Genomic DNA, 12784 nt, shown 5'->3' with positions numbered 1-12784 from the left:
CGCGTTCGGACGATCTTTTTTATGCCTCACTCCCGCTGCTCAAACCCTTCCCCGATACACCCCAAACACCGCACAAACGCCGCTTTCGCCGGGTCGACCACCAGCGCCTGCCCCGCATCGCCAATGCCGCCGCCCAGCGCGGTAAATGGCAACGACACCACAAACGCCCCGGCACCGATCACTGTCGCCACCACCAGCAACGGTCGGGCAATCAGCAGATCGCCAAGCATGGCGTAGGCCGGTGGATTCTGGATGGTGTAACGCGGGTCGCCGCTGCCGTTCTCAGTAGCCAGCGCGGGCGCACCGACGCTCAGCAGCAGCGTGACGACAAGGGTTCGAAACAGATTCATGGCACGGTCCTTCGGCTAGGCAGTGAGAACACTGACTATAGACCGTAGCCGATATCAGCTCTGACAGCGCGGACAAAAGACGCTGGCGCGCTGCCCAAGTTTGACTTCCCGCAGCCCCGTGCCACAAACCTTGCAGTGCTCACCACCACGGCCGTACACGAACAGCTCCTGCTGGAAGTAACCTGGCTGACCGTCGCCGCCGATAAAGTCCCGCAACGTTGTACCGCCCCGTTCGATGGCGAGGGCCAGGATGCGCTTGATCTCGATCGCCAGCTTCAAATAACGCGCCCGGGAAATGCTCTTGGCTTCGCGGCGCGGGTCGATGCCGGCAGCAAACAGCGCTTCGGTCGCGTAGATATTGCCGACGCCCACCACCACCGCGTTATCCATGATGAACGGCTTGACCGCCATGGACCGCCCGCGGGACAGCTGGAACAGACGCTCGCCGTCGAACAGATCGGTCAACGGCTCCGGCCCCAGGCGAACCAGCAATTCGTGGTTCAGCGGGTCGAGACTCCAGAGCATCGCCCCGAACCGGCGCGGGTCGGTGTAACGAAGGGCCAGGCCCGACTCCAGTTCGATGTCGACATGCTCATGCTTGGCCGCCGGCAAGCCGGCTTCCACCAGCCGTAGATTCCCCGACATGCCCAAATGGCTGATCAGCGTGCCGACCTCGGCATTGATCAGCAGGTACTTGGCCCGCCGTTCCACCAGCACGATGCGCTGGCCCGACAGCCGCACATCCAGGTCTTCGGGGATAGGCCAACGCAGACGGCGCTCACGTACGATCACCCGGCTGACGCGCTGGCCTTCCAGGTGCGGTGCAATTCCGCGGCGGGTGGTTTCGACTTCCGGCAGTTCAGGCATGGGGCTCTCGAATCAGGCGAGTTCGACACTCAACGCGTGGCGAGGTCACGAATTTCTTGTTTCTGGGTTTCGAAATCGTATTCCGATAGACCGATGTAATCGAGCACCAGGTGCCCGACAGTGTTCCATTCGTGGTCTTCGGCCTGGTTGCCCAGCACCCGATAGGAGGCGCAAATGTGCTCGGCCATCTTCAGAATGGCCAGCAGATTTTTCAGCGGTGTATTACGCGACGACTCATCGCTGAAAATGGCCAGGGCATTGTGATGGTTGGCAATGGCCTGGGTGACATGTTCCGGCAGACGCCAGGACTTGGCGGTGTAATACCCGACCACGGCGTGGTTGGTGTTGTAGTGCTTGTTCTCGGTATCCACGACGCGGCATTCGGCGCTGGCACTGGCATAGGCCTGCTCCAGCACTTTCATGTAATCGGGGAATTTCTTGAGCATCAGCGGGATGCCGCAATCGTGGAACAGGCCCAGCGCATAAGCTTCATCACCGGCCTGGACACCGACGCGCTTGGCCAGGCTCAGGCAGGTCATCGCCACGTCCTGCGCCGTGTCCCAGAAACGGTTGAGGGTGACGATGGCGTCGTCGTTCAGCTCGCCCTTGATCGACTGCGCGTTGATCAGGTTGATGATCGAACGGCTGCCCAACAGGTTCACTGCACGCTGGATCGCGGTGATCTTGTTACTCAAGCCGTAGTAAGGCGAATTGACGATTTTCAGCAAGGCGCCGGAAAGCCCGGGGTCCTGGGAGATCAGCTTGGCGATCACCTCCAGGTCCGGGTCGGGCATATATTGCTCCATCTGCAGATCCACCATGATCTGCGGCTGGGGCGGCACACTGATGCCTTGCAGGGACTGTTGAATCTGTTCAGAAGACAGCTCTTGGGACATAAGTACGCACTCCGGGTCAGGCGGGGATTCTAACCCTTAAAAAGATCGATCCGACAGCCAGTCAAACTCAATCCATATGTGTGCGGGCTGGCGATGGCGTCATACGCGTTTCATCGTCCGTCAAACCCGCCACTCCCTCAACACGCTATACTCCCGCTCTTTTTTCCGGAGCGACGTCATGTCCCTGCCTAGCCTGCGCCTCAAAGCCAACGCCGACCGACGCCTGCGCAACGGTCACCTGTGGGTCTACAGCAACGAAATCGATGTAGCCGCCACCCCATTGCACGGTTTCAAGGCTGGCGATCAGGCGATCCTCGAAGCCGCTGGCGGCAAGACGCTGGGCATCGTTGCCATGAGCCCGAACAATCTGATCTGCGCCCGCCTGCTGTCGCGCGACATCAAGTTGCCGCTGGACAAGTCGCTGCTGGTGCATCGCCTGAACGTCGCCCTGTCGCTGCGTGATCGCCTGTTCGACAAGCCGTTCTATCGTCTGGTCTACGGCGACTCCGACCTGCTGCCAGGCCTGGTGGTCGACCGTTTCGGCGACATCCTGGTGGTCCAGATCGCTTCGGCGACCATGGAAGCTCACAAAGATGACGTGATCGCGGCGCTGACCCAAGTGCTCAAGCCGAGCGGCATCCTGTTCAAGAACGACTCCGCCGCCCGTGACGCCGAAGGCCTCAATCGTTACGTCGAAACCGTGTTCGGCCTGGTGCCGGAGTGGGTGGCGCTGGAAGAGAACGGCGTGAAGTTCGAAGCGCCAGTCATCCAGGGGCAGAAAACCGGCTGGTTCTACGACCACCGCATGAACCGCGCGCGCCTGGCACCTTATGCCAAAGGTAAACGCGTACTGGATTTGTACAGCTACATCGGCGGCTGGGGCGTGCAAGCGGCCGCTTTTGGCGCCAGTGAAGTGTTCTGCGTCGATGCTTCGGCCTTCGCCCTCGACGGCGTCGAGCGCAACGCCGCACTGAACGGCTTCGCCGAAAAAATGACCTGCATTGAAGGCGACGTGTTCGAAGCCCTCAAAGAGCTGAAAGCCAGCGAAGAGCGTTTCGACGTCATCGTGGCCGACCCTCCTGCCTTCATCAAACGCAAGAAAGACATGAAAAACGGTGAAGGCGCCTACCGTCGCCTGAACGAGCAAGCCATGCGCCTGCTCAGCAAGGACGGCATCCTGGTCAGCGCCTCGTGTTCGATGCACCTGCCGGAAGACGATCTGCAGAACATCCTGCTGACCAGCGCCCGTCATCTGGACCGCAACATCCAGATGCTCGAGCGCGGCGGTCAGGGACCGGATCACCCGGTACACCCGGCCATTGCCGAAACCCGCTACATCAAGAGCATCACCTGCCGTCTGCTGCCAAACAGCTGAGTACGTCGGTTTGACGGGGAGCCGACAGGCTCTCCGTCAGCCGTTCCAGCGCCGCGACATCCCCCCTTCCGCCCCATCGTCTTACTCTTGCAGTCCTACAGACTTGCAGGACGTTTCCCTGCATCTTTTATTTGAAAGAATATAACTTACAACACTGTTCCAAACCCAAGATCGCTCCGACAAAATTACTGGAATATTCCTACTTAATATCCTCTTGATAAGCGCCCATTACCGCCTATGATTGAGTTGTCACCTCGAAGTGACACTCACTATCAAATGACAAGGAGTCAACAACATGAAAGCAATTACTCTGGAAGCTAACAAAATCGCCAACCTGGCTTTTCTGGTTGCACCAAAAGCCCGCTAAGTAAATGAGACGCTGGGGAGTGCCGGCTACCCAGCGTGTTCTATGGCACCCGTCCAGAGCGAACCGTCCACCATGCAGATAAACCCATATCTATTCATACTTCCTCGCACGCCCGGCCAAATAGTCTGGGATTACAAAAACCACAAACAATTCGAACTGAATCTTGAATATTCAACCCGGCTTGCACAACTTATAGACGATCCCGAACTTTATAACAGCAACCATATAATAGACGCCCAACTTCTAAACAGCGGAATATTGACAACTTCGACACAACACACTCTTGAGTGGGGTTGGGATGAACTGTCGAAAATATTTCATATCGGCACCAAGAACATCCCCTGCGAACATATCCCGCAGGATATTCATGAATGGTCGAGACAATACCTGGATCATTGCACTGAAGTGCTGGCAGTCCCCGCGCCGGATACCGAACGCCTGGCATGCGAGCTGATTGCCCTGCCAAAACCTTCCCGCCTGCCGGAAGACTCCCTTGCCAACGTTCTGATCAGCCGAAAAACCTGTCGCACCTTCACGGATGAAGCGGTTTCACTGAAAGAGGTTGGCACACTGCTTTACCTGTCCCTGGGTTACTTGCATGAGCGTGAAAACGATATCGATGAAACCCTGGTCGAAGGTCTCGATGCCCGACGCAGCAGCCCATCCGGCGGCGGGTTGAATGCCTGCGAAGGCTTTCTACATGTACATAACGTCAGCGGCCTGAAACCCGGGCTCTACGCCTACCATCCCACCGACCATGCACTGAGTTTCATCAACCCGGCACCTGACTCGCCACTGGGCCAGTTGCTGTGTGGGCAACATTTCATCAATAACCTGCCCGCGGGCCTGTTCATTACCGCTCGCTTCGACAAACTGTGGTGGAAATATGAACACTCGCGAGCCTACCGAATGGCCTTTGTGGAGGCCGGGCATATTTCTCAGACGTTCCAGTTGGTGGCCACTGCGCTGGGGTTGAACACCTGGCTGACCGGCGCACTGACGGACGATCAGGTCGAAACATTGCTGGGGCTCGAGAACAACGCAGAACAACCCTTGTTTTTTGTCGGCTGTGGTCACAGCGACGGGCAAGTGATGTGCAAGGAACTGAAAGATCTGCTGAGCACCCGGGAGTCGCAACAATGACCGACCCCATCATTGACTCGCAGGATCGCTCTGTTCCCCAGGCTCTTCGTTTCACCCTCGTCGACTGGAATACCCGCGCGTCGGTGCGATCCAGTGAGCATGACTATCTATTACCGCCAGACCTGGAGCAGCAACTGGAAACACGCCACTGGTTTCCACCGGGTTTCCTGACTTACCTGACTCACCCGGCCATCGAAGCGGCAGGTAAAGCCGTCGTCCATCGGCTGTCGGCCAATCATCTGGTGTACTTCCTCGATTACACCACCGTGCTCGAACATCGCATCGTCAACCGTTCAGTGGAAACCATCATCCACGGTGAATTGAAGGTCAACATTCCCTCACGGATGAAGACCGCTGCGCTTCAGCTCTATACCGACGAGGGTTATCACGCCCTGTTTTCCAATAGCCTTGCCGAGCAGGTTGCCGAGGTCTACGGGATCAGCCTGCGCCCGGTCATGCCCCACCGCATCACGCGATTGAGCACCCTGCTCGATCGCGCGCCCGAAGAACACAGGGCGCTGGCCTGGTTTCTCGTCGGGTTCGTGTCGGAAACAATCATTGCCAAGGAACTGCTCGAGGTCTGCCGTGACACCCTGGTGTCCAGCGTCCAGGCAATGCTCAGGGATCACCTCGCGGACGAGGCGCGCCACAGTCGCTATTTCTCAGAAGTGTTCCATTACCTGTGGCTGACGCTGAACAGCCGTCAACGCACGTTCGCCGCCAGGCTGCTGCTGGACAGCATCCGGGTTTTCTTCGAAGCCGATGAGCGTTGGCTGCGGGAAAGCCTGCACAGCGCGGGTGTCGACGGGACCGTCGTCACGGAGATTCTCGGTGAACTGGCCAGCCGCCAAGCCACCCTCCAGCGTGCGCGATCCGGTGCAGGCGCGACGCTTCAGGCTTTGAAAAAGGCCGGGGTCTTCGACCTGCCTTACAACCGGCAACTGTTCATGAAGGCAGGACTTATCGATGGATAAAGGAAGCGATACATCCAGTGTCGAAAAACGTCGGGCCACGTTCATTCTGTTGATGACAATGACGCTGCTCGGCGTCTTCCCTCTCGATGTGGTGCTCCCGTCCTTTCCCGATCTTTCCGACTACTTTCGGACCTCGCCGTCCGAGATTGCCCTGTCCGTCAGTGTGTTCGCCATTGGTCTGGCATTGTCCGTAGTGCTGGTCGGGCCGTTGTCAGACTTGTGGGGACGCAAGAAGCTGCTGCTGGCAGGTATCGCAATCGCGGTGGTCGGTGCGACGGGTTGCCTGGTTTCCAGCGAATACAGCTGGTTTTTGTTCTTTCGCGTGATCCAGGCGGTTGGTTGCGGATCCTTCGTGCTATCCCAAGCACTGGTTCAGGACTTATTCGTCGGCAAGGAGCAGGAGCGAATCAGAATCTGGATGGTGACGGGTGGCGGGGTGTTCATTTCAATATCCCCCCTGTTGGGGACCTGGTTGCAGTTGCAGATGGGCTGGCAGGGCAGCTTTTATGTGTTTATAACGCTGGCCGTCATTGTTTGGCTTAAAGCCTGCGTTCTGCTTGACGAAACCCCACACCTTCACGTTGTGTCGCATGGACGGTTTTTCAGTGCCTATCGGCGCGTGTGCTCGGATCGACGCTTCATGGGTTACTGGCTGATCTCTGCCTTGGCCTTCGCCTGCCATTTTTCGTTCATTGTCATTTCCCCGATCATCTTCATGGAGCGTCTGGCGCTTTCGCCATACGAATTTGCCTGGGCGCTATTGCTGTATGGCGTCGCCTATGTGTTTGGCGGGATTGTCGCCAGCGCCCTGCATCGGCACCTGCAGGCCAATACACAGATAGTCATCGGTCTGGGGCTGATCGCTTTGTCAGGGTTGGTCATGCTGTGGCTGGCGGATCAGTTCGGGCTCTCCGCTACGGCGGTGCTGATACCCATGCTGATTTGTACAGCAGGCACCACCATTGCCAGACCAATCGCCAACTCCAAAGCCATGAGTCTCTACCCACAGAATGCCGGAACGTCTACCTCGGTCGGTGGCGTGCTGATTTTCATGTGCGGTGGAGTCATCAGCGTGGTCATCAATCTCGTTTCCGAGGACCTGACCACAGCGCTCGCCTTGTGCTACTTGACCTTGAGTGCCGTGGGTCTTGGCCTGAATGTAATGATCACACGGCGGCATCTGGCGCTGAAGGCAGGTTGATACCTGCCGGTCGTCATCCCGTGCGTTGTGTCGGTACCGGATCAACACTTTCCGGCATTCCCTCCTGACGCCAGCGGTGTAGAATCGCGAGATTCATCGCCAGTCATCCCCCGGCGGGTTTATGAGCTCAAGCTGAAGCGCGCGGCGATCCCGCAAAGTTATCGGCAACTTCCGGACACACGGCCATTTCTGAGTGTTCCAGACGTCAATAGAAGCTCACTTCCCTTTTGATACCTGATTTGCCGCCCGGAGTGCTCCATGCCTGATTACCGCTCGAAAACATCCACCCACGGTCGCAACATGGCCGGTGCTCGCGCTCTGTGGCGCGCCACGGGGATGAAAGATGACGACTTCAAGAAGCCGATCATCGCCATTGCCAACTCCTTTACCCAGTTCGTACCGGGCCACGTGCACCTCAAGGACCTGGGTCAACTGGTCGCTCGTGAAATCGAACGGGCCGGCGGCGTAGCCAAAGAATTCAACACCATCGCCGTGGATGACGGCATCGCCATGGGCCACGACGGCATGCTCTATTCGCTGCCGAGCCGCGAGATCATCGCCGACTCCGTCGAATACATGGTTAACGCCCACTGCGCCGACGCCATCGTCTGCATCTCCAACTGCGACAAGATCACCCCTGGCATGCTGATGGCCGCCCTGCGCCTGAACATCCCGGTGATCTTCGTATCTGGCGGCCCGATGGAAGCCGGCAAGACCAAACTGGCCAGCCACGGTCTCGACCTGGTCGACGCCATGGTAATCGCCGCCGACTCCAGCGCCTCTGACGAGAAGGTCGCCGAGTACGAGCGTAGCGCCTGCCCTACTTGCGGCTCCTGCTCCGGCATGTTCACCGCCAACTCGATGAACTGCCTGACCGAAGCACTCGGTCTCGCGTTGCCGGGCAACGGTTCGACCCTGGCCACCCACAGCGATCGCGAACAGCTGTTCCTGCAAGCCGGCCGCACCATCGTCGAGCTGTGCAAGCGCTACTACGGCGAGAACGATGAGTCGGTATTGCCGCGCAACATCGCCAACTTCAAGGCGTTCGAAAACGCCATGACCCTGGACATCGCCATGGGCGGTTCCACCAACACCATCCTGCACTTGCTGGCCGCGGCCCAGGAAGCCGAGATCGATTTCGACCTGCGCGACATCGACCGCCTCTCCCGCCATGTACCGCAACTGTGCAAGGTCGCGCCGAACATCCAGAAGTACCACATGGAAGACGTGCACCGTGCTGGCGGGATTTTCAGCATCCTCGGCTCCCTGGCCCGTGGCGGCCTGTTGCACACCGACCTGCCGACCGTACACAGCAAGACCATGGCCGAAGGTATCGCCAAGTGGGACATCACCCAGACCAACGACGAAGCGGTGCATCACTTCTTCAAGGCCGGTCCTGCGGGCATCCCGACGCAAACCGCGTTCAGCCAGTCGACCCGTTGGGAAACCCTGGACGACGACCGTGAAAACGGCTGCATCCGCAGTGTCGAACACGCTTACTCGAAAGAGGGCGGCCTCGCCGTTCTGTACGGCAACATCGCGCTGGACGGTTGCGTGGTGAAAACCGCCGGTGTCGACGAGTCGATCCACGTCTTCGAAGGCAACGCGAAGATCTTCGAAAGCCAGGACAGCGCCGTACGCGGCATCCTCGCCGACGAAGTGAAGGCCGGCGACATCGTGATCATTCGTTACGAAGGCCCTAAAGGCGGCCCGGGCATGCAGGAAATGCTCTACCCGACCTCTTACCTGAAATCCAAAGGCCTGGGCAAAGCCTGCGCCCTGCTCACCGACGGCCGTTTCTCCGGCGGTACTTCGGGCCTGTCCATCGGCCACGCTTCGCCAGAAGCCGCTGCCGGCGGCGCGATCGGTCTGGTGCAGGATGGCGACAAGGTCCTGATCGACATCCCGAACCGCTCGATCAACCTGTTGATCAGCGACGAAGAACTGGCCGCGCGCCGGGTCGAGCAGGACAAGAAAGGCTGGAAGCCGGTGGAAAAACGTCCACGTAAAGTGACCACCGCTCTGAAAGCCTATGCCCTGTTGGCGACCAGCGCCGACAAAGGTGCCGTGCGTAACAAAGCGATGCTCGACGGGTTGTAATACTTAGCCGTCGAACAAAAAAAATGCCCCGCCAAGTGCGGGGCTGATCGTTCCCACGCTCCCGCGTGGGAATGCCTCAAGGGACGCTCTGCGTCCAGTGACGCGGAGCGTCACGGGCTGCATTCCCACGCAGACGGTTCGACGCCTCGACGTGGGAACGATCATTACAGCGTTTATTGAATCTCTTCAGGCTTGACGATCACCCAGTTCTTGTCCGCCGTCACCGCCAGCCCTTCTTTGGCCTGGGCCTCAGCGTTCTTGGCCATCATGCCGTTAATCTGGGTCATGTACTTGTCTTTGCGGTTGACCCACAAGTGGATGCCGCCCTTGGACACGTCGACGCTGTGGAACAGCATGTAACCGTCGCTGCTCGGGGTATCGCCGCCCACCAGGACCGGTTTCTTCCACTGATCGATGTAGGTCAGGATGGCCGCCTGCTTGCCGGCCATCCAGGTGGCCGGGGTCCACAGGTACGGAGTCAGTTCCAGGCCCAGGTTAGCCTTCTCGTCATACTTGCCGGCGGTGACTTGCTTGCGCGCCGTGGTCAACTCACCGGTCTTGCGGTCCTTGAGCAGCAGGGACACGCCAATTACGTTCTGCGGTTTGACGTTGTAGCCGTACTTCGGATCGGAGGCGACCATGCGCACCAGCTCTTCGGAAGCGGCGGTCATCACGTAGACCTCGATGCCGTTCTCCATCAGCTTGTTGTAGAGCTCTTTCTGACCGGTGAAGATTTTCGGCGGGTTGACGTCGATGGTCTTGACCACGTCGCCATCGTAATAAGTGCTCGGCACCGGTTTGCCAGAGGCCATCAGCTCATCGACGTTGCCCTTGAGCTCCTGAAGCGTGAAGCCGGAAAACACTTGGGCGACCCATGGGTAGCAAACCATGTCGTCGATTTCGCAGAGGCGATAGTAGTAGCTGAACAGGCTTTCCTTATGGTCGGCGGTGTCCTTGAACGGCATCAGTTTCAGGGAGGGATCGAGGCTCTCGCGAGTGATCAGGCCCTTGTTCTCCATGAACGGCAGCAACGACTCTTCGAGGTCGTAGCGGTAACTGGTGTTGTCCATGTCGAACACCGCGAAGTTACCCTTGTTGGCATTGGCCGCGATCATCGCGTCCAGCGCCTTGGCCTGATCCGCCGGCCAGTGCTGTAAATCGGTGGCGAAGACCTGCCCGGCAAGGCCCAGGCCAAAACCCAATCCCAGTGCAGCAGCAAGAAATTTCGGTACAAGCTTCATCGGCGTTTCTCCCTGATTGAAAGAGATCGACGCTAACAAATAAGTGTGACAGTCCTCGCCTGCCCACGACCGCTTACATCCTGATTCCGTCAGCAGCATTCCTCATAGCGTCATCGGCTTATTCCAAAAACGACAGTCAACCGCTGTTTTTGATATTAATTCATTACATATCAAGCTGTTAGGCTTACCGGTTCGCAGTCACACACGAAGGTGGCTGGCACAAGTCTATGGAGCCTCTATGAATCTGCCGCTGATACTCAATCTGCTGGTGTTCCTCGCCTTGCTCATTGGCCTGGCGCAAACCCGTCACACCACCTGGAGCCTGGCCAAGAAGGTGCTGCTGGCGCTGGTACTGGGCGTGATCTTCGGTGCCTCCCTGCACACCATTTATGGTGCGGGCAACCCGGTGCTGAAAGCCTCGATCGGCTGGTTCGATCTGGTGGGCAACGGTTATGTGCAGTTGCTGCAAATGATCGTGATCCCGCTGGTGTTCGCTTCGATCCTCAGTGCCGTGGCCCGTCTGCACAACGCTTCGTCGCTGGGCAAGATCAGCTTCCTGACCATCGGCACGCTGCTGTTCACCACCGCCATTGCGGCGCTGATCGGCATCGGCCTGACCAACCTGTTCGGCCTCACGGCTGAAGGCCTGGTCGCCGGCACTCAGGAAATGGCTCGCCTGCAAACCATCCAGACCGACTATGCGGGCAAGGTCGCCGACCTGAATGTGCCGCAACTGTTGTTGTCGTTCATCCCGCAGAACCCGTTCGCCGACCTCGCTCGCGCCAAACCGACGTCGATCATCAGCGTGGTGATCTTCGCCGCATTCCTTGGGGTCGCGGCGCTGCAATTGCTCAAGGATGATGTCGAGAAAGGTCAGAAAGTGATCAACGCCATCGACACCCTGCAAGCCTGGGTGATGCGCCTGGTGCGCCTGGTGATGAAGCTGACCCCATACGGCGTGTTGGCGCTGATGACCAAAGTGGTCGCCGGCTCCAACCTGCAAGACATCATCAAGCTCGGCAGTTTCGTGGTGGTGTCCTACATCGGCCTGGGCCTGATGTTTGTGGTCCATGGCGTGCTGGTGTCGGCCGCCGGGATCAACCCGTTGCGCTTCTTCCGCAAAATCTGGCCGGTGCTGACGTTCGCCTTCACCAGCCGCTCCAGCGCCGCCACCATTCCGCTGAGCATCGAAGCCCAGACCAGCCGTTTGGGTATTCCACAGTCCATCGCCAGTTTCGCCGCCTCGTTTGGCGCGACCATTGGCCAGAACGGTTGTGCCGGTCTGTACCCGGCGATGCTGGCGGTGATGGTTGCGCCGACCGTGGGCATCAACCCGCTGGACCCGCTGTGGATCGCGACACTGGTGGCGATTGTGACGCTGAGCTCGGCCGGTGTGGCCGGGGTCGGTGGTGGCGCGACCTTCGCCGCGTTGATCGTGCTGCCGGCCATGGGCTTGCCGGTGTCACTGGTGGCGTTGCTGATTTCGGTTGAACCGCTGATCGACATGGGTCGTACGGCGCTGAACGTCAGTGGCTCGATCACCGCCGGGGCGATCACCAGCCAACTCATGCAGCAGACGGATAAAGCGCTGTTGGATGCGGATGAGCATGAGGCGTTGGCGCAGGCTTGATTAGCGCCTGTTACTGATCGTTCCCACGCTCCCGCGTGGGAATGCCTCAAGGGACGCTCCGCGTCCAGTGACGCGGAGCGTCACGGGCTGCATTCCCACGCAGAGCGTGGGAACGATCTATGTGCGCTCCCACACCTCAAAGCTATACGCCGGCTTATCACTCTCCGCCGGATTCGGAACATTCGACACCAGTTTCCACTGGTTCAAATCAAACTCCGGGAACCACGCATCCCCTTCCGGGCTCAGCGCCACGCGGGTCAGGTAAAGCCGATCGGCCTGCTCCAGACCTTGCGCATACAACTGCGCGCCACCAATCAGCATCAACTCATCGACACCCTGCTCCCGTGCCCATTCCTCGGCGCGAATCACCGCTGCCTGCAGCGACGGATAAACCTCCGCGCCTTCCAGCTGCAGATCCGCCTGACGACTGACCACGATGTTCAACCGCCCCGGCAGCGGACGACCGAGGGAATCCCAGGTCTTGCGCCCCATGATGATCGGCTTGCCAAGGGTGGTGGCCTTGAAGTATTTGAAGTCCCCCGGCAAGTGCCAGGGCATGCTGTTATCGACGCCGATCACGCGGTTTTCACCGAGGGCTGCGATCAGGCTGAGGGGGAGTGATTTAGTCATGCCGGCGAGG

The 12784-nt window shown here is 58.9% G+C and carries 11 protein-coding genes; 6 read left to right on the top strand and 5 right to left on the bottom strand.

The window, feature by feature from the left end; translation table 11 throughout:
- Positions 1-26: 26 nt before the first annotated feature.
- Genes PMI21_RS11565 through PMI21_RS11575 form a run of 3 tightly spaced genes read right to left on the bottom strand, consistent with a single transcriptional unit; the run spans position 27 to position 2059 of the window.
- Positions 27-350, bottom strand: coding sequence for a multidrug transporter (locus PMI21_RS11565; protein WP_007939321.1), 324 nt, complete (start codon positions 348-350; stop codon positions 27-29).
- A gap of 54 nt (positions 351-404) precedes the next feature.
- A complete protein-coding gene (gene mutM / locus PMI21_RS11570) occupies positions 405-1217 on the bottom strand; it encodes a bifunctional DNA-formamidopyrimidine glycosylase/DNA-(apurinic or apyrimidinic site) lyase (RefSeq protein WP_007939320.1) in 813 nt (270 codons plus the stop codon).
- A 29-nt stretch (positions 1218-1246) separates the two neighbouring features.
- Complete coding sequence (locus PMI21_RS11575) at positions 1247-2059, bottom strand: HDOD domain-containing protein (protein ID WP_162130339.1); 813 nt, start codon at positions 2057-2059, stop codon at positions 1247-1249.
- 232 nt (positions 2060-2291) lie between these two features.
- On the opposite strand from PMI21_RS11575, the gene PMI21_RS11580 reads away from it, so the two are divergent.
- The 5 genes from PMI21_RS11580 (at position 2292) to ilvD (ending at position 9273) form a co-directional block, all read left to right on the top strand.
- Entirely contained in the window at positions 2292-3488 is a 1197-nt protein-coding gene (locus PMI21_RS11580) for a class I SAM-dependent rRNA methyltransferase (protein WP_007939318.1), read from the top strand.
- A 439-nt stretch (positions 3489-3927) separates the two neighbouring features.
- Positions 3928-4998 (top strand): SagB family peptide dehydrogenase, encoded by a 1071-nt coding sequence (locus PMI21_RS11585; protein ID WP_007939315.1) that lies wholly within the window; start codon positions 3928-3930, stop codon positions 4996-4998.
- Entirely contained in the window at positions 4995-5972 is a 978-nt protein-coding gene (locus PMI21_RS11590; RefSeq protein ID WP_007939314.1) for a diiron oxygenase, read from the top strand. The genes PMI21_RS11585 and PMI21_RS11590 overlap by 4 nt, the downstream gene beginning before the upstream one ends.
- Positions 5965-7173, top strand: coding sequence for a multidrug effflux MFS transporter (locus tag PMI21_RS11595; protein ID WP_007939311.1), 1209 nt, complete (start codon positions 5965-5967; stop codon positions 7171-7173). Before PMI21_RS11590 ends, PMI21_RS11595 begins: the two co-directional genes overlap by 8 nt.
- Positions 7174-7431: 258 nt before the next feature.
- The gene (ilvD, locus tag PMI21_RS11600; protein ID WP_007939309.1) at positions 7432-9273 is read left to right on the top strand and encodes a dihydroxy-acid dehydratase; all 1842 of its coding nucleotides are present in this window, start codon (positions 7432-7434) and stop codon (positions 9271-9273) included.
- A gap of 173 nt (positions 9274-9446) precedes the next feature.
- On the opposite strand, the gene PMI21_RS11605 is transcribed toward ilvD, so the two are convergent.
- The gene (locus PMI21_RS11605; RefSeq protein WP_007939308.1) at positions 9447-10514 is read right to left on the bottom strand and encodes a hypothetical protein; all 1068 of its coding nucleotides are present in this window, start codon (positions 10512-10514) and stop codon (positions 9447-9449) included.
- Between the two features lie 238 nt (positions 10515-10752).
- On the opposite strand from PMI21_RS11605, the gene PMI21_RS11610 reads away from it, so the two are divergent.
- The gene (locus PMI21_RS11610; RefSeq protein ID WP_007939307.1) at positions 10753-12144 is read left to right on the top strand and encodes an L-cystine transporter; all 1392 of its coding nucleotides are present in this window, start codon (positions 10753-10755) and stop codon (positions 12142-12144) included.
- A 117-nt stretch (positions 12145-12261) separates the two neighbouring features.
- Here the strand turns inward: PMI21_RS11610 and PMI21_RS11615 are convergent, their stop codons facing one another.
- Positions 12262-12774, bottom strand: a complete 513-nt coding sequence (locus PMI21_RS11615) for a dihydrofolate reductase (RefSeq protein ID WP_007939306.1) — start codon at positions 12772-12774, stop codon at positions 12262-12264.
- Between the last annotated feature and the right edge of the window lie 10 nt (positions 12775-12784).

The organism is Pseudomonas sp. GM18 (genome assembly GCF_000282195.1).
In the GTDB taxonomy this organism is placed as follows: domain Bacteria; phylum Pseudomonadota; class Gammaproteobacteria; order Pseudomonadales; family Pseudomonadaceae; genus Aquipseudomonas.
Note: the sequence above shows the minus strand (reverse complement) of the source record. Positions and strands in the feature narration are given on the sequence as shown.

Excerpts from the sequence above, each read along its gene's own strand:
- PMI21_RS11615 (WP_007939306.1), bottom strand. The coding sequence starts at position 12,774 with ATGACTAAATCACTCCCCCTCAGCCTGATCGCAGCCCTCGGTGAAAAC.
- ilvD (WP_007939309.1), top strand. The coding sequence starts at position 7,432 with ATGCCTGATTACCGCTCGAAAACATCCACCCACGGTCGCAACATGGCC.
- PMI21_RS11590 (WP_007939314.1), top strand. The coding sequence starts at position 4,995 with ATGACCGACCCCATCATTGACTCGCAGGATCGCTCTGTTCCCCAGGCT.
- mutM (WP_007939320.1), bottom strand. The coding sequence starts at position 1,217 with ATGCCTGAACTGCCGGAAGTCGAAACCACCCGCCGCGGAATTGCACCG.
- PMI21_RS11605 (WP_007939308.1), bottom strand. The coding sequence starts at position 10,514 with ATGAAGCTTGTACCGAAATTTCTTGCTGCTGCACTGGGATTGGGTTTT.
- PMI21_RS11585 (WP_007939315.1), top strand. The coding sequence starts at position 3,928 with ATGCAGATAAACCCATATCTATTCATACTTCCTCGCACGCCCGGCCAA.
- PMI21_RS11595 (WP_007939311.1), top strand. The coding sequence starts at position 5,965 with ATGGATAAAGGAAGCGATACATCCAGTGTCGAAAAACGTCGGGCCACG.
- PMI21_RS11565 (WP_007939321.1), bottom strand. The coding sequence starts at position 350 with ATGAATCTGTTTCGAACCCTTGTCGTCACGCTGCTGCTGAGCGTCGGT.
- PMI21_RS11580 (WP_007939318.1), top strand. The coding sequence starts at position 2,292 with ATGTCCCTGCCTAGCCTGCGCCTCAAAGCCAACGCCGACCGACGCCTG.
- PMI21_RS11610 (WP_007939307.1), top strand. The coding sequence starts at position 10,753 with ATGAATCTGCCGCTGATACTCAATCTGCTGGTGTTCCTCGCCTTGCTC.